This is a genomic window from Shimia sp. MIT910701, from assembly GCF_047126315.1.
Classification (GTDB): Bacteria; Pseudomonadota; Alphaproteobacteria; order Rhodobacterales; family Rhodobacteraceae; genus Shimia.
In genome coordinates this window covers 3,982,254-3,997,909 of sequence record NZ_CP138953.1, presented here as the reverse complement: position 1 = coordinate 3,997,909, position 15,656 = coordinate 3,982,254, and the positions used below count along the sequence as shown (strand labels likewise).

The following is a 15,656-nucleotide window of genomic DNA, read 5'->3' as shown; positions in this document are numbered from 1 at the left end:
GCGAGCTTTGAAGCTCGCCCCGCGTCGGTGAATTACTTCACACGATGCCAGTCTGCAACATTCCACAGCTCGGAGTCCCAAACGTTCAGGACAACGCCGCCCAGAGTGTTGGAGTGTGCCGAGACGCGGCCACGGTGCACGAGAGGCACGATGGTGTAGCTGTCTTTGGTCAGCATGTTGTTCATCTTCTTGGCAATTTCGCCACGCTTCTCGATGTCACCGGTGCGTGCCAGTTCGTCGATCAGAGCGTCGTATGCCGGATCACAGAAGCGGTTGATGTTCTCACCCTGCCACTGGGAAGATGGCTTTGGCTCGCCGCCACAACGGTACGCTGCGAGGTACTGCTGAGGGTCGGTGCCGTTGAAGGTGTTCGCATACATTTCTACGTCTGCGTAGAACTTCTGGAAGGTGTCAGGGGAGCCTGGGTCACCACCGAAGAATACGGATGCGGACAGGTTGCGCAGTTCGGTTTCAACACCGATCTCGCTCCACCACTGTTTGATCAGAGCCTGGAAGTCCTGACGTACGGCGTTTGTGGAGGTCTGGTACAGGATGGACAGTTTTACGCCGTCTTTGGCGCGGATGCCGTCGGCACCTTTCACCCAGCCAGCTTCGTCCAGCAGCGCGTTCGCGCCGGCGATGTCCTGAGTGGCACAGTAGTCGTTGCCAGCTGCGTAGTTCGCAGGCACAGGCACCAGGTCACAGGTTACTTTACCTGCTTTACCGTAACCGATTTCAACCAGCAGTTCGCGGTCGATCGCCATGGACAGTGCCTTACGCACGTTCATGTCGGACAGGAATGGGTGTGGGTGAGCAACAGTCGCACGCTCGCCTTCCGGCAGATCGGCGGACGGGTTGGTCATGTTCATTTCCAGGCGCTCAACCAGCGGGCCGAAGCCTGCGATCGCTTTACCTTTGCCGCCTTCTTCCATCTTCGCGATGACGTCGGGTGCCAGCTGCAGGTTCCAAGCGTAGTCAAACTCGCCGGTTTCCAGTACCGCACGGCCTGCACCGGTTGCGTCTCCGCCACCTTTGAAGGTTACGGTTGCGAAGGCTGGTTTCGCTGGATCACGGTAGTTCGGGTTGGCTTCGTACTGGATCACGTCGTTGGTTTTGAAGTCAGTCACAACGAACGGGCCGGTGCCGATTGGGCCAAAGTTCTCAGCAGTACACTCAGGCGCTTTGGCACCCGTGCAGTTCTCGAACTGAGCTTTCTGGATGATTGGCGACTGACCGCCAACGAATGGGCCATAAGGATTTGGCTTTGGCTGGTTGAAGGTCACTTTGACGGTTTTTTCGTCCAGTGCTTCAATGTTTTCCACGCCGTCAAAGAATGCTGCCTGTGCGCAGCCGCCTTCTGGGTGCATGCAGTATTCACCGGTGAATACAACGTCAGCGGAGGTCACTGCGGTGCCATCGGACCAAACCATGCCGTCAGCGATGGTCCAGGTGATGGTGGTCAGGTCCTCAGATACGCCGCCGTTTGCCACGGTTGGGATCTCTGCTGCCAGGTAAGGAACCATTTTGCCGGTTTCGTCGTAACGTGCCAGCGGCTCCAGGGTGAGGGAGGCGGATTCAACGTCCTTGGTACCGGAAGACAGGTACGGGTTCAGGATGGATGGCGCCTGCCAATAAATAATGTTCACGTGGCCGTCCGAACCGCGCTCTGCCATGGCTGCTGGGGCCATCACAAATGCTGCTGCGGCGCCAAGCATCAAAGTCTTTGCTTTCATGTCTCACTCCATGTTGGTGCACGCAGGTCGCGTGCTTTTAGGTGAATTGTCTCCACCCGGTTTTTGCTTGTCTAGAGAGGGCGCAAATGAGCTCATTTGCGGTTTCACAAAGTGAAAAAGTCGTACTCCCCTCAGACTGCAGGCATCACAGACCAGTGAGGGTAAAAATGCAAGGGGCCAAATTGAATAAATGTTCATTCAGGGCCTGAATCTGGGCTGTCTTGGTTTGACCATTGCATTTATGGGCGATAGCTTCGCCGCGAGGGACAACAAAAACAAAAGTTAAGGGGAGTCACCTTCATGTTGGACAACGCCATTGCGTCGATCGAGAATCTGCGAGTCGAGTTCCAGACCAAGGACGGGCCCGTGGTGGGCGTGGAGGATGTTTCCTTCAAGGTGAACCCTGGCGAAACCGTTTGTATCGTTGGAGAATCCGGCTCCGGTAAATCGGTGTCTTCGCTGTCTCTTATGCGTCTGGTGGAGTTTGGTGGCGGTGATATTGCCGGTGGCAAACTGCTGTTTGATCGCAAAGACGCGGATGATGTGGACCTGTCCAAGGCGGATCAGGACCTGATGCGGACGATTCGCGGCAACGAGATCGGCATGATCTTCCAGGAGCCGATGACCGCACTGAACCCGGTGTTCACCGTGGGGCGTCAGTTGACTGAAGGTCTGCGTTTGCACAAAAAACTGTCAAAAGCGGACGCTGAAGCGCGCGCACTGGAGTTGCTGCGTCAGGTACGTATCCCTGAGCCGGAGCGCCGTCTAAAGCAGTATCCACACGAACTGTCCGGCGGGATGCGCCAGCGAGTTGTGATCGCGATGGCGATGGCCTGTGAGCCGCGCTTGCTGATCGCGGACGAGCCGACCACCGCACTTGATGTGACCATTCAGGCAGAAATTCTTGCGCTGATGGATCGTCTGAAACGTGAAACCGGCACTGCGGTGATGTTCATCACCCACGACATGGCGGTTGTGGCGCAGATGGCCGACCGCGTGGTGGTGATGTTCCGCGGCAATAAGGTGGAAGAGGGCACCGTCGAAGAGATCTTCGAGAACCCGACCCACGACTATACCAAGGCATTGCTGGCGGCCGTGCCAAAGCTGGGCGAGATGCGTGGCACCGATGTGCCGTCTCCAATGAAGCTGTTTGGCGACACCACCCACAACACCGATCCGATCCCGGGCACCGATGAGGTGATCCTGGAGGTGAAGAACCTCGTGACCCGTTTCCCGGTGAAAGGCGGCCTGATGCGCCGCACCGTGGCCAACGTGCACGCGGTAGAAGATGTGTCCTTCACTGTGAACAAGGGCCAGACCCTGTCGCTGGTGGGTGAATCCGGCTGTGGTAAGTCGACTGCCGGTCGCTCGCTTTTGCGGTTGGTGGAACCAACCAGTGGGCATGTGACCTTTGATGGTCAGGATGTGATTGGCTTGGACCACAAGCAAATGCACGCGGCGCGCCAGCAGATGCAGATGATCTTCCAGGACCCGTTTGCCTCGCTGAACCCGCAGATGATGTTGCAGGATCAAGTCTCTGAGCCGATGCGCAACTACGGCACGCACTCCGGGGCTGAGCTGCAAAAACGCGTGGAGATGTTGTTTGACCGGGTGGAACTGCCGCGCAGCTTCATGCGCCGCTATCCACACGAGATGTCCGGTGGTCAGCGTCAGCGGATCGCGATCGCCCGTGCGTTGGCTTTGAACCCGAAACTGATCGTCGCGGACGAGGCCGTGTCTGCGTTGGACGTTTCGGTACAAGCGCAGGTTCTGAACCTGATGATGGAGCTGCAGGCCGAGATGGGCATTTCTTATGTGTTCATCAGCCACGACATGGCCGTGGTGGAACGTGTGAGCCACCATGTGGGCGTGATGTATCTGGGCCGGATTGTAGAGATTGGCCCCCGTCGCGCAGTGTTTGAGAACCCGCAGCACCCCTATACGCAGGCGCTCATGAAGGCGGTTCCGATTGCCGATCCACGTCAGCGCAAGTCTGAGAAAGACCTGAACTTCAAGCCGATCCCGTCGCCGATCCACCCTGTGGGTTATGAGGCCGCGCCGTCGGAGTACAAAGAAGTGGCGCCAGGCCACAAGGTTCTGATCACCGACAGCGGGTACTAAGCCGATGGCGGAGCGTCTGAGCCCGCGGGCCATTTTGGACAAGCTGGTGTCGTTTCCGACTGTGTCGAACGACACCAATCTGCCGCTGATCGAATGGGTGCAGGAGTATCTGGCGAGCCACGGCATTGTCGCGCATCAGCACCCACATGAGACCGATCCGGCGAAGGCGGGGTTGTTTGCGCATGTTGGACCTGACGTTGAGGGCGCGATTGTGCTCTCCGGCCATACGGATGTGGTGCCTGTTGAAGGCCAGCCGTGGTCAACCGATCCGTTTGAGGTGGTTGAAAAAGACGGCAAGCTGTTTGGGCGTGGCACCTGTGACATGAAGGGCTTTGATGCGTTGGCGGTCTGGGCCATTGTTGAGGGGCACTACAGTGACCTCAAACGTCCGCTGCAATTGGCTTTGTCTTATGACGAGGAAATTGGCTGCACCGGCGCAGCGCCGCTGATTGAGAGCATCAACAAGTATTTCCCCAAGGGCTCGGCCACCATTGTGGGCGAACCGTCGATGATGGGCGCAGTGACCGGCCACAAGGGCGGTCAGGGCTTCAACGTGCATGTGCGCGGCTTTGAGGTGCACAGCTCGCTGATGCACACCGGTGTGAATGCGATCATGTATGGTGCCAAGCTGATCGAATGGGCCAACGAGATGAACGCTGAGAACCGCGCCAAAGAGGCAGGGCCGGTGGCGGCGACGTTTGAGCCGCCTTGGACCACGGTGCATGTCGGCGTGATTGAGGGCGGCACCGCCCACAATATCACGGCGCTCGATTGCCGCTTTGGTCTCGACTTCCGCATTGTGCCGGATGAGAACCGCGACGACTGGATTGCCCGTTTCAAAGCCAAGGTGGCTGAGGTTGAGGCGGAGATGCAGGCGGTTGTGCCGGAGAGCCATATTGCGCTGCAGGAGAAGTTCTATGTGCCGGGCCTGATGCCGGAAGAGGCGGGCGAGGCGGAGGCCTTGGTACGGCAGTTGACCGGGGACAATGCGCCCCGTGTGGTCAGCTATGGCACTGAGGGCGGGCATTTCCAGGATGCAGGCTACTCGACCGTGATCTGCGGCCCGGGTGACATTGCCCAGGCGCATCAGCCGGATGAGTTCCTGTCCGTGGCGCAGTTTGAGGCTGGGCAGGGCTTTATGCAGAAGCTGATTGTCGCCTGTTCCTGAGATCTTACCAAAGGGTCACGAAATTAACCGAAATCAACGGTTAATGCCTGTCAAATTTTAACCATGGCTCCAGAAACCCGCCGATTACCCCATTCGGGGGGCTTGGCGGGTTAATAACCTGTTGATAACGTCGAGGCGATCTCAGGTGTTGGAGTGCCATGCGTCATAGTCTTCCGATAGTCCCGCAGTTTTATGTGACCGCCCCACAGCCGTGCCCCTATCTGGACGGACGGATGGAGCGCAAGCTGTTCACGGCGCTGCAAGGGGACAACGCGACGGCCTTGAATGACGCGCTGTCGCAGCAAGGCTTCCGCCGCTCGCAAAACGTGCTGTATAGGCCGTCTTGCACCGACTGCAACGCCTGTATGTCCGCGCGGATTGATGTCTCCAAGTTCACCGCCACTAAAAGCCAACGGCGGGCTGCACGCCGCAACGCACATCTACAGCGCCGGGCGACTTCGCCATGGGCCACTGAAGAACAGTTTGACCTGTTCCGCCGCTATCTGGACAGCCGTCACGCAGACGGCGGTATGGCAGATATGGATGTGTTCGAGTTTGCCGCAATGATTGAGGAAACCCCGATCCGCAGCCGCGTGGTGGAGTATTCCGATCAGGACAGCGGCCAGCTGACAGGCGTGTGTTTGACCGACGTGCTCGAAGACGGCGTGAGCATGGTGTATTCGTTCTATGATCCGGAGATGAGCCGCACCTCTTTGGGCACGTTCCTGATCCTGGATCATATCGAAATCGCCCGCGAGGCGGGGTTGCCTTATGTCTATCTGGGCTATTGGGTGCCGGGCAGCCAGAAGATGGGCTACAAAGCCAAGTTCTCTGGCCTTGAGGTTTTTGTCGGCGGCAAGTGGCAAGAGATGCGCGATCCCGAGGACTTCTCGGAAGATCACCATCCGTTGTCCTCTCCACCCATTGCCGAGCAAGTGGCGAATATCTCCTTGCCTGAGGTGCGTGGCCGCAAAGTTTAACCGACTTCCCTCTAAAGTTGACTAAATTTGATGGTTGCGTCAACTTTGGGCTTGTTTTTGTTGGGGAGGTTAACGTGAATTCAAATGAACTTCAGAAGGCTTGGGCCTATCATGATGCCGCAGATCAACTGCTAAATGGGCGCATTCAATCATTCCTGATTGCTCAGGCGTTCTTGGTGGTTGGCTATGCTCAAATTTTGACAGCTGCTGCGTTTTCCCGAGCGGTTGGATCTCAAGGTCTTTTTGGTGGGGGTTTCATTGCTGGCGATGTTCCTGACACTTGTTATGAAATCGTTATCTTCGCAGTTGTCGCGCGGAATCCGCGCACTGAAGAGAGATTACCTTTTGCATGAGAGCCACGGGGATGAGGTGTATAAGAGTTACTTCTCAGCGGTGCGTGGTGACGGAGTAGAACCCACATTGGACGGATTCGCTCGTGGTTGGACGAAGGTTATGCCGATCAGTTTCCTGGTGTTCTGGGCGGCCGCAGCTGGGTACGCGCTTTATTCAATTTCTATGACTTTGAGTGCCTAAGTAACGCCTTGGCCGAGGCAAAACGCGGCACCGGACAGTGCCGCGTTTCCTAATTGTTGCGCTCCGCTCACAAGCGACAGAGCACATGAAGCAGGCGTACCTTAGTTGGTTGCGCTCATGCCCATGGCGCGCTTGGACATAAGCTCAATCGCGTTGCCTGCTGCGCGAGTGTAGGGCGGCCAGAACATGCTCTCCTCAAAGAAGTCCGGGTTGGCCTCGATCAGAGGGTTTGTGTCCACCAAACCGGAGGAGGCGACCATACCGAGGCCTTCCACCACGCGGGTCTGAACCTCTTTGCCGATGAAGTAGTTGGCAAAAATCTCCGCCGCTTCCAGCTTGTCGCCTTCCAGATGTTTGGCAAAGTTGATGGTATCGAGCCAAACGGTGTTGCCCTCTTCAAATGGCACCAGACCCCAGTTGCCGCCCGCTGCGATGGCTGCGGAGGCACCTACGCCATAAGAGGCCACCAGATCGTATTCGCCGGTGAAAGGTGGGGAGGCGCTCCAGAAGTGGCCCACCTGGCCGTAGAGCGCATTCACGGTCTGTTGCAGCTCGCTGTCCGGGGCGGCGAGGGCGCCCAAGGCGGCACGGTCGCCGGACACATCGTTCACTTCAAAGGCGGAGCGACCAAGCGCCAGCAACGCCAGAGACACGTTTGGATGCACCTGACCATCGGTCAGTGACAGGCGGCCTTTCCACTCCGGTTCCAGCATGGCGTTCACAGAGGTCGGCATGTCCTGCACCGTGTCGAGATTGGCCCAGATGCCATAGGCACCGCCGCCCCATGGAATATAGAGGTGCTGATCGCCTTTCATGCCCATCGGAATGTCGGTCAGCGCCTTGGACAAGTGCTGGTAGTTTTCCAGACGGGGAGAGGTCACATTGATTGGCTGCAACATGTTGGCAGAGGGGCTGCCTTCCATGTGGATGTAGTTCAGCGTCAGGAAAGACACATCCACATCGCCGGAGCGCAGCATGTCAAACATCTGCTGGGGGCCTTCGGCCACGGTCTCCAGCAGGTTGACCTCTACGTCGTAGCCTTGCTCCTTCAGCAGCGCGTTCACCGCCGTAATTTCGGCTTCGGTGACGTAGCCGTCCCATGTGAAAATATTGAGCTGTTCAGTGGCCTGCGCCATGCTTGCGCTTACCGCCAAAATACATCCCATCAAAGCGTGTTTCATCTAGGCACCCCAGTTGTTGAAATTAGTGTTTGCGCGACCGGGCAAATGCGCCCCGATCGGCTTGAGGGCACGATTGCGCGCCAACCCCTAACAACCTGTGAATGAGTACCTTCTGGGTTGTGTATTTCCCGGGGGTATGTCGCGCGAAGTTGAAAGGCACTTGATTTCAATTGTGTGCAGTCCTGTGCGCACAAAAAAAAACGCGGCGCCCGGAGGCACCGCGTTCTCACATTCCGCAGATGCGGTGACGTGATTATTCTTCGGCTGCGGCTTCTTCGCCTTCAGCTTCGCCGTCTTCGTCGTCACCAGCGGAGCGCAGGCCGGATGGTGCGGACAGGTTCGCGATCACGAAGTCACGGTCGATGGTTGGCTTTGCACCTTCAGGCAGGTCGATCTGGCTGATGGTGATGGTGTCGCCGATGTCCTTGCCGGTCAGATCTACAACCAGACGCTCAGGGATGTCGCCTGCGGTTACGTTCAGCTCAACTTCTGGACGGACAACGGTCAGAACGCCGCCCTTCTTGATGCCTGGTGCCGCTTCTTCGTTTTCAAAATCAACGTGGATGAACAGGTTGATTTTGGAGGTGCGACGCAGACGCAGCAGGTCGATGTGGGTTGGCAGGTCTTTTACGGTGTCACGCTGAACGCCGCGGCAGATCACGCGTACGTCTTCTTGACCTTCCACTTTCAGGTTGAACAGTGTGGACAGGAAGCGACCGTCTTTCAGTTTCTTGAACAGAACGTTGAAAGGGATCTGGATTGCCAGTGGATCTGCTTCGCCACCGTATACAACACCAGGAACGAAGCCGTCACGACGTGCTTGACGAGCGGCGCCCTTGCCTGTCCCCGTGCGTGCTTCGGCGATAAGATCAGGAATTTGACCAGCCATTTTGAATTCTCCATATACATAGGCAGGGATCCTCCAAGGCTGTATCCCCACGTTAAGACGCGCCTATAGCGCGGATTTGTCAGAATGCAAAGGGGATTCGCGCACTAGGAGCTGTGAAATTCCCGCAAAACGCCCCCAGCGGCCACAACCCGGTCATAGAGCGCAAAATCCGCTGGCCGCGCGGCGCGAAATGCAGCCTCCACGTCAGGGGATAAAACCGCCTCCACCTTTGGGGAAACATTCTTTGGCTGGGGCTCGACCCGATGTCCAAAGCGTGCCTCGATGAAGTCCTGAAGCAGGTCTTGGCGCTCATAGGCAAAGAGATGGTCCACCGGCACGTCGCCCACTTCCAAGGACAGGAAGGACGCCTGCGACCCGATGCCGGCGGCTTTGGATGGGCGTGGGCTGATGGCGTCCAGCACATACTCGTCAAAGCTGACACCGCCGTGGCACGTTGAGGCTTTCGGGTCCATGCGTTGCGGGCTGCGGTATTTGTACCAACTCCGGGCATGGTCAATTGGATCGCGGATTACCGCAAAACGCTCCGGAGTGAGCCCGTAGGTGTCTTTCAGAAAGGGCGCAAACTTGGCGTGGTATTTGCCAACGGTCATGTGTTTCACGCCTTTGGTGAAAGCAATGTCCGCCCGTTTGCGCAGCGCCAGCGCATAGGCTGTCGAGCCGGTTTTTGGCACCGACAGAAATGCCAGATTTGGTTTGAAAAAGACCAACATACGCGCGATACCTCTTGCCCGAAGCGTTTATGGCGCGCCGGACAAGAGCTTGTCAAAGCAATTGCTTAGCCCTGCCAGCGGCCTTCGAAGTTTTCCGGCACCAGCAGGATGTCGCGGTCCAGTTCTTCAATGGTGCGGCGGCCACAAAGCGCCATGGACACATCCAACTCCTTGTGGATCACCTCCAGCGCTTTGGTCACGCCCGCTTCGCCCATCGCCCCCAGGCCGTAGATAAAGGCGCGCCCGATGTAGGTGCCCTTGGCGCCCAGAGCCAGCGCTTTGAGCACGTCCTGGCCGGAGCGGATGCCGCTGTCCAGATGCACCTCGACCTCATCGCCAACGGCTTCCATGATCGAAGGCAGGGCGCGAATGGCGCTGAGCGCGCCGTCCAGCTGGCGACCGCCGTGGTTGGAGACGATGATGGCGTCGGCTCCAACTTTAAGCGCCATTTTGGCGTCATCGGCATCCAGAATGCCTTTCAGGATGACCTTGCCGCCCCATTTTTCTTTGATCTTGGCCACCTTGTCCCAGTCGAGGGTGAGGTCAAAGCTCTGTGCCGTCCACGCGCCCAGATCGGCGGTGTCGGTGATGCCTTCGACATGGCCCACGATGTTGCCAAAGTTGCGCCGCTTCGCGCCCAGCATCTCAATGCCCCAACGCCATTTGGTCATCAGGTTGGCAATGGTGGAGGGGGTCAGTTTGGGTGGAGCAGACAGGCCGTTTTTCAGGTCTTTGTGACGCTGGCCCAGGATTTGCAGATCCAGCGTGATGACAAGCGCGGAACAGTTGGCGTCTTTGGCGCGCTGGATCAGGCGGTCGACGAAGTCTTCGTCGGTCATGGTGTAGAGCTGAAACCAAAACGGCTTGGTGGTGGCCTCGGCCACATCCTCAATCGAGTTGATCGACATGGTGGACAGGGTGAAAGGCACGCCAAATTTCTCGGCAGCGCGGGCGGCTTTGATCTCACCATCAGCACATTGCATGCCGGTAAGGCCCACCGGCGCAAGCGCCACCGGCATCGCGACATCCTGCCCGATCATCTGGCTGGCGGTAGAGCGGCCAGACATGTCGACGGCGACCCGCTGACGCAGATAGATGTCGGCAAAGTCCGATGTGTTTTCCACAAAGGTCTTTTCTGTCCAGCTGCCGGTCTCGGCATAGTCGTAAAACATCCGGGGCGCGCGGCGTTGGTAGAGGCGCTTGAGGTCCTCGATGCAGGTGATGACAGGCATAAACTCACTCTCAGGTCGCTTTTTGGTAAATCTTCTTTACCAATGCGGGGTGGTTTGTGCAATCACCCTAGTCGGTTAACAAGATGTTTACTCTTTGTTCTCATAATTTCTTGTTGTAATTGTACGAGTGACGCGGAGGACCGCATGAAAGGCATTGTTTTTGTCGAATTGATCCGAATGGCCGAGTCTGTGATGGGCGAAGAGGCGGTGGATGATATCCTGGACAAGGTGGAGTTGGAGAACGACGGCGCGTTCAGCGCGGTTGGCAATTATCCTTGTCGCGAGCTTTTGCAGATTGTGGACGCTGTTGGCGCAGAGCTCGGCGCGCCAGTGGAAGCCTTGCACAAGCAGTTTGGCCATTGGATGTTTGGCCGGTTTGTGGAGGGCTATCCAGAATTTTTTGAGAATAAGACAGACGGCTTTGACATGTTGGAGTCGATCGAGAACGAAGTGCATGTTGAAGTGCGCAAGCTCTATCCCGAAGTGGAACTGCCGACCTTTGCCACCGAGAGGCTGGCGGATGGGCGCTTTAAAATGGTTTATTCCAGCGAGCGTCCCCTGCATCACTTCTGTCACGGGCTGGTTGAGGCGTGTTTGCAGCATTTCAAACATGACGCGTCCATCGAAATGGCAGAGCGCAAGGAGGGCGAAAAATTCTGCGCTGAGTTTGTGATGCAGAAAGCGGCCTAATGTATTTACGCGAGGCCATAGCGCCCTCAAAGGATGCGGTGTCCCGGCGACGATACATGCGCGAACGCGTCGCACGGGAGGAGGCGGAAACGCTTCTGGAAGGCAAAAGCCGGGAGCTTTATGAGGCCAATCAGCGGTTGCAGAAGTTGCTGGGCACCATGGAGCAGGCGGTGCAGGACCGTACGCGGGAGCTGGACGAGGCACGGGTGGCGGCGGAGTCGGCCAATGAGGCCAAATCGGTGTTTTTGGCCTCGATGAGCCACGAAATTCGAACGCCGCTCAATGGGATTCTCGGCATGGCCCAGGCGCTGGATGACAGTGGGTTGAGCGAGGAACAGACCAAATTGGTGACCATTCTGGGGGACAGTGGCCGGCTGTTGCTGGCGATCATCAATGATGTGCTCGACATCTCCAAGATCGAGGCGGGGAAGCTGGAGTTCGAGATCATTCCCTACCGGCTCACCGATCTCGTGGATGCTATGCGCCACCATTATCAGTTTCGGGCACAGGAAAAGGGGCTCGCTTTTAAGACCGTGATGTCTCAGGCGGCGCGCTGCTCGGTGAAGACAGACCCGGTGCGTTTGCAGCAGGTGGTTGGCAATCTTCTTTCCAATGCGATTAAGTTCACTGAAACCGGCTCTGTCGAATTGCTTGTGGAATTGCTGCCGCATCGATCGGGCAAGGCCGTTCTGAGCATTAAAGTCAAAGACTCCGGGCTGGGCATTCCTAAGGCACAGCAACTGCGGCTTTTTGAGCGTTTCAGCCAGGCGAATGCCAGCGTGACCCGTATGCATGGTGGCAGTGGGCTGGGATTGGCAATTTCGCGGCATATCTGTGAGTTGATGGGGGGCGAGATTTCGCTGCGCTCCAGTCCTGGAGAAGGGGCGGAGTTTCATGCCAAGGTGATGGTCGAAGTGTCTGACGACAGGCCTGCTCATACGGGAGCGCGTTCGGCCGCAGATGCTGGGCGCAGCCTATCTGGCCTGCGGGTGTTGGCAGCAGAAGACAACCGCACCAATCAGATTGTGCTCAAACATATGTTGAAGAAAGTGGGGCTCGCACTGGACATTGTCGACAACGGCGAAAAGGCGGTGCAAGCGTTGGAAAAGACCCGCTACGATATGGTGCTGATGGACATCAATATGCCGGTCATGGACGGGTTGGAGGCCACGCGGCGCATTCGCGAAATCGAAAGCCGCAACATGCAGGAGCCAACGCCGATTCTGGCCGTCAGTGCCAACGCCATGGTGCATCAAGTGGCCGGTTACTTGTCCGAAGGCATGAGCGGTCATGTGCCCAAACCCATCAGTCGTGACAGTCTCGTGCAAGCCATGGCTTCCGCGCTGGAGACCGAGGGGCGCTGGCCGGATTAGTCTGCGGCATACAATGGCCTGGGGTCAGATGGTTTCCACCTTACCGGAGTAGACCTCAACGATGTGTTTGTCTGCCGCTGCCGCCAGGGCCGCGATCTCGGCATTTTGGATGTCAGACAAAAAGCCCTGCTCCGGCGCCTCAGCAATGGCCCTTAATGCGTGGTCCTGCGCGACGCCAAAGGCGGTGCGCCGGCCGCTGGCCTCATAATCGTCGCGACCAATGCGTTGGAAAATCTCGGGCGTGTGCTGATCGCGACAGCCCGCCACCGTGTGGTCGCTGTCCAGGAAATGACCGCCCACGGGTACTTTAAGCATCTCGTCAAAGTTCAAGGCCGCGTCATCTATCTCCGGCACCCGCAGAAACCGCCGCGCCATGCCGCCTAACTCATTGTCCAAGACCGCCTGGACCGGGCAATACACGGTGGCGCATTCCAACTGGCCGATCCCGCCGAGAATGTCGGCGCCAGAAAGGGACACGGTTTGCATCAGCAGTGCGCGTTCCGCCATCGATTGATGATCCGAATCCGGCGTGTCCGAGCCGGAGCCATAGGTGTGGGCCATAAGGCCAAAGCCGTGTTTCACGAGCTGGATCGACAGAGAAGCCGCTTGCATGGCCTCCACGGAAGATTGCAGCGCGCTTCCGGTGCGCATGTCGAGTGCAAACATCAAGGGCGTGGCGATCACGGGCAGGCCGGGGGACAGCACATGCGACATGGTCACCATGCCCACCACCTCGGCGACCGCCATCACCGCAAGTGCAGCGGGCGACAGGGGCGCGGTGCCACCCGCGCTGGGCAAGGAACAGGCATGCACCGGCACGCCGTATTTACCACAGGCAATGATCACCTCGGTGTCCATGTATTTGAACTCCAGCGGTGAGAAAGAGCAGGTGATGGTGCTGGTCGACGGGTTGGCGCGCAACGCATCCTCGCTCCCCGCCGCGATGGCAGCAATCTTGAGCAGGTAGTCGATGTTTTCCTTTTGGTACGGCTGCATCCAAACATGTTTTTGCGTGTTGGCGGAAATAGCCGCAAAGCTGTGGATGTCGGCGGTCACCTCCGGCACGCCGTGCACAAAAGGATGCGCGATGAAGCCCACTTGATCCAGCGTGTTGGCCACGGCAGCAATTTCGCGCGCCGCTGTCAGGTCCATGTTGCGGTAGCTGGCATCGCGGGGATCTACATAACCATGCCCGCCGGTGCCCGTGCGCAGGATAAACCCGCCGTCCAGCCGCGGCACCTGCATGTCAAATTTGCGATCCCGCCCCGCAAGCCGACAGCTTTTGGGGGTGGCCTCCAAAGCCTCTTGCACCATCGCGCGGGGCATCTTCAAACGGCCGGCCTCCGCGCCTTCGATTGCGCCAGCTTTCAGAAGCGCCGCCTTGGCTTCGGGATGCACAATCATCACGCCGTAGTCCGCCAGCAGGTCCAACACGCGTGTTTTGAGCGTGGTCATACGGTCGCTGTCGAGAAAGCCAAACTGGGCACGTGGCCCTATTACATGCTCAAGCGCAAAGGCATCCGCGGAGGCCCGGCTGACCGGCGGGGACTTGCGTCCACGACGTTTGCGAGGGGCTGTAGAGGGGGATTGGTCGGTGGCCATGATGTGCGCTCCTTGTCAGAAGGGATAGGGCACACACCGATTATGCTCACTGCCTGCCGACTTGAGCGCGCAAAGGATAACATGGCGCGGTGTTCCGCGCCAAATGCTTGTTGGGATCAGGCGCGGTGAGCACCATCTGCCAGAGATTTCACAAAGGCCAGAACGTCGTCGACGGATTGACCCTCCGCGATTTGGCTGACGATGGCGGAGCCGACAACGGCACCATCCGCCACGGAGGCGATGTTTTCAGCTTTTTCCGGCGTGTTGATGCCAAAGCCAACAATCACAGGCAGGTCTGTATTGGATTTGATGCGCGCAACTTCTGGGCCCACATTGGTGGCCTCTGCCTCGGCGGAGCCAGTGATCCCGGTGATCGACACATAGTAAACAAAGCCCGAGGTGTTCTGCAGCACTTTTGGCAGGCGTTTGTCATCCGTTGTGGGGGTGGCAAGGCGGACGAAGTTCAAACCAGCCTTCTGCGCGGGAATACACAGTTCGTCGTCTTCTTCCGGTGGCAGGTCCACAACAATCAACCCATCAATGCCGGCAAGCTTTGCATCGATCAAAAACTTGTCGACGCCGCGTGAGTAGATCGGATTGTAATAGCCCATCAACACAATTGGGGTCGTGTCATCTACGCGCCGAAACTCGGTGGCGAGATCCAGAGTACGCTCGAGTGTCATTCCACCATCAAGCGCCCGCTGGCCGGCCAGTTGAATGGTTGGACCATCAGCCATTGGGTCGGTGAAAGGTAGGCCGAGCTCGATGATGTCGACGCCAGCTGCGGGCAGGCCTTTGACAATCTCAAGCGAGGTTTCATAGTCCGGGTCTCCAGCCATGACGTAAGATACGAAGGCTTTTTTTCCAGCAGCATTCAGTTCGGCGAATTTGGCGTCGATGCGAGTCATGAAGATCCCTCAGAGTTTTCTAGCAGCAGATGTGCCGAAAACTTTGCGGGAAATCAATCCTTGCTGACCTCACGTGCTGCTTAGCTCGTTTCATCCGCAACCATAATCATCCAATGGGTGCCAAACTTATCTTTGCACATGCCAAACCCAGCAGAGAAGAATTGCTTTTCAAACGGCATAATCACCATGCCGCCATCGCACAGTTTGTCATAGCGCGCCTTGGCCTCTTCGACAGACTTGGCATGATGGGCGACCGACACGCCGGCTTGTGGTTGATATGGCATGCCTTCGGCCATGTCGTTGGACATCAAGAGCCAATCACCTTTCTTGATATGGCTGTACATAATCTTGTCGCTCTGCTCCATGCCGATGTCTGGTGGCGCCTCTTTGAAACGCATTTTGACAACCTCGTCGGCGTCAAAGGTCTCCGCGTAGAAATCCATCGCGGCTTCGCTGGAGCCATCAAAGTAGAGATAGGGGATAAACGTCATACCAAAACTCCTTGTTCAATAGG

At 57.6% G+C, this 15,656-nt stretch carries 14 protein-coding genes; 6 read left to right on the top strand and 8 right to left on the bottom strand.

The window, feature by feature from the left end; genetic code table 11:
* Window positions 1–32 precede the first annotated feature (32 nt).
* Window positions 33–1,733: a peptide ABC transporter substrate-binding protein gene (locus SIB38_RS19475; RefSeq protein WP_294118954.1), complete on the bottom strand. Its 1,701-nt coding sequence runs from the start codon at window positions 1,731–1,733 to the stop codon at window positions 33–35.
* Window positions 1,734–2,033: 300 nt separating this feature from the next.
* Between SIB38_RS19475 and SIB38_RS19470 the strand changes: the two genes are divergently transcribed.
* From SIB38_RS19470 to SIB38_RS19455, 4 genes are all read left to right on the top strand, one after another.
* Window positions 2,034–3,854: an ABC transporter ATP-binding protein gene (locus SIB38_RS19470; protein ID WP_294118953.1), complete on the top strand. Its 1,821-nt coding sequence runs from the start codon at window positions 2,034–2,036 to the stop codon at window positions 3,852–3,854.
* A 4-nt stretch (window positions 3,855–3,858) separates the two neighbouring features.
* Complete coding sequence (argE, locus tag SIB38_RS19465) at window positions 3,859–5,022, top strand: acetylornithine deacetylase (protein WP_294118952.1); 1,164 nt, start codon at window positions 3,859–3,861, stop codon at window positions 5,020–5,022.
* A 158-nt stretch (window positions 5,023–5,180) separates the two neighbouring features.
* Entirely contained in the window at window positions 5,181–6,002 is an 822-nt protein-coding gene (locus SIB38_RS19460) for an arginyltransferase (RefSeq protein WP_294118951.1), read from the top strand.
* A 17-nt stretch (window positions 6,003–6,019) separates the two neighbouring features.
* Window positions 6,020–6,355: a hypothetical protein gene (locus tag SIB38_RS19455; RefSeq protein WP_412550878.1), complete on the top strand. Its 336-nt coding sequence runs from the start codon at window positions 6,020–6,022 to the stop codon at window positions 6,353–6,355.
* Window positions 6,356–6,637: 282 nt separating this feature from the next.
* On the opposite strand, the gene SIB38_RS19450 is transcribed toward SIB38_RS19455, so the two are convergent.
* The 4 genes from SIB38_RS19450 to SIB38_RS19435 all read right to left on the bottom strand — a co-directional run bounded on the left by SIB38_RS19450 (window position 6,638) and on the right by SIB38_RS19435 (window position 10,569).
* Complete coding sequence (locus SIB38_RS19450) at window positions 6,638–7,717, bottom strand: ABC transporter substrate-binding protein (RefSeq protein WP_412550877.1); 1,080 nt, start codon at window positions 7,715–7,717, stop codon at window positions 6,638–6,640.
* A gap of 253 nt (window positions 7,718–7,970) precedes the next feature.
* The gene (locus SIB38_RS19445; protein ID WP_294118947.1) at window positions 7,971–8,606 is read right to left on the bottom strand and encodes a 50S ribosomal protein L25/general stress protein Ctc; all 636 of its coding nucleotides are present in this window, start codon (window positions 8,604–8,606) and stop codon (window positions 7,971–7,973) included.
* A gap of 104 nt (window positions 8,607–8,710) precedes the next feature.
* Window positions 8,711–9,337, bottom strand: a complete 627-nt coding sequence (locus SIB38_RS19440; protein WP_294118946.1) for a sulfotransferase family 2 domain-containing protein — start codon at window positions 9,335–9,337, stop codon at window positions 8,711–8,713.
* A gap of 65 nt (window positions 9,338–9,402) precedes the next feature.
* Window positions 9,403–10,569, bottom strand: coding sequence for an L-lactate dehydrogenase (locus SIB38_RS19435; protein WP_412550876.1), 1,167 nt, complete (start codon window positions 10,567–10,569; stop codon window positions 9,403–9,405).
* A 144-nt stretch (window positions 10,570–10,713) separates the two neighbouring features.
* On the opposite strand from SIB38_RS19435, the gene SIB38_RS19430 reads away from it, so the two are divergent.
* Window positions 10,714–11,259, top strand: a complete 546-nt coding sequence (locus SIB38_RS19430) for a heme NO-binding domain-containing protein (protein WP_294118944.1) — start codon at window positions 10,714–10,716, stop codon at window positions 11,257–11,259.
* A gap of 56 nt (window positions 11,260–11,315) precedes the next feature.
* Window positions 11,316–12,632 carry an ATP-binding protein gene (locus SIB38_RS19425; protein ID WP_412550875.1) on the top strand — a complete coding sequence of 439 codons (1,317 nt, stop codon included), beginning with the start codon at window positions 11,316–11,318 and terminating at the stop codon, window positions 12,630–12,632.
* Between the two features lie 24 nt (window positions 12,633–12,656).
* Here SIB38_RS19425 and SIB38_RS19420 read toward each other — a convergent pair whose 3' ends face one another.
* The 3 genes from SIB38_RS19420 to SIB38_RS19410 form a co-directional block, all read right to left on the bottom strand.
* Window positions 12,657–14,234 carry a trimethylamine methyltransferase family protein gene (locus SIB38_RS19420; RefSeq protein WP_412550874.1) on the bottom strand — a complete coding sequence of 526 codons (1,578 nt, stop codon included), beginning with the start codon at window positions 14,232–14,234 and terminating at the stop codon, window positions 12,657–12,659.
* Between the two features lie 116 nt (window positions 14,235–14,350).
* Window positions 14,351–15,142, bottom strand: a complete 792-nt coding sequence (gene trpA, locus SIB38_RS19415; RefSeq protein ID WP_294118940.1) for a tryptophan synthase subunit alpha — start codon at window positions 15,140–15,142, stop codon at window positions 14,351–14,353.
* An 80-nt stretch (window positions 15,143–15,222) separates the two neighbouring features.
* Complete coding sequence (locus tag SIB38_RS19410; protein ID WP_412550873.1) at window positions 15,223–15,633, bottom strand: VOC family protein; 411 nt, start codon at window positions 15,631–15,633, stop codon at window positions 15,223–15,225.
* Window positions 15,634–15,656: the final 23 nt, after the last annotated feature.

What these genes read in the sequence shown, in the direction of transcription:
- SIB38_RS19475 (WP_294118954.1), bottom strand. Translation starts at nt 1,733, where the DNA reads ATGAAAGCAAAGACTTTGATGCTTGGCGCCGCAGCAGCATTTGTGATG.
- SIB38_RS19470 (WP_294118953.1), top strand. Translation starts at nt 2,034, where the DNA reads ATGTTGGACAACGCCATTGCGTCGATCGAGAATCTGCGAGTCGAGTTC.
- argE (WP_294118952.1), top strand. Translation starts at nt 3,859, where the DNA reads ATGGCGGAGCGTCTGAGCCCGCGGGCCATTTTGGACAAGCTGGTGTCG.
- SIB38_RS19460 (WP_294118951.1), top strand. Translation starts at nt 5,181, where the DNA reads ATGCGTCATAGTCTTCCGATAGTCCCGCAGTTTTATGTGACCGCCCCA.
- SIB38_RS19450 (WP_412550877.1), bottom strand. Translation starts at nt 7,717, where the DNA reads ATGAAACACGCTTTGATGGGATGTATTTTGGCGGTAAGCGCAAGCATG.
- SIB38_RS19445 (WP_294118947.1), bottom strand. Translation starts at nt 8,606, where the DNA reads ATGGCTGGTCAAATTCCTGATCTTATCGCCGAAGCACGCACGGGGACA.
- SIB38_RS19440 (WP_294118946.1), bottom strand. Translation starts at nt 9,337, where the DNA reads ATGTTGGTCTTTTTCAAACCAAATCTGGCATTTCTGTCGGTGCCAAAA.
- SIB38_RS19435 (WP_412550876.1), bottom strand. Translation starts at nt 10,569, where the DNA reads ATGCCTGTCATCACCTGCATCGAGGACCTCAAGCGCCTCTACCAACGC.
- SIB38_RS19430 (WP_294118944.1), top strand. Translation starts at nt 10,714, where the DNA reads ATGAAAGGCATTGTTTTTGTCGAATTGATCCGAATGGCCGAGTCTGTG.
- SIB38_RS19425 (WP_412550875.1), top strand. Translation starts at nt 11,316, where the DNA reads ATGCGCGAACGCGTCGCACGGGAGGAGGCGGAAACGCTTCTGGAAGGC.
- SIB38_RS19420 (WP_412550874.1), bottom strand. Translation starts at nt 14,234, where the DNA reads ATGGCCACCGACCAATCCCCCTCTACAGCCCCTCGCAAACGTCGTGGA.
- trpA (WP_294118940.1), bottom strand. Translation starts at nt 15,142, where the DNA reads ATGACTCGCATCGACGCCAAATTCGCCGAACTGAATGCTGCTGGAAAA.
- SIB38_RS19410 (WP_412550873.1), bottom strand. Translation starts at nt 15,633, where the DNA reads ATGACGTTTATCCCCTATCTCTACTTTGATGGCTCCAGCGAAGCCGCG.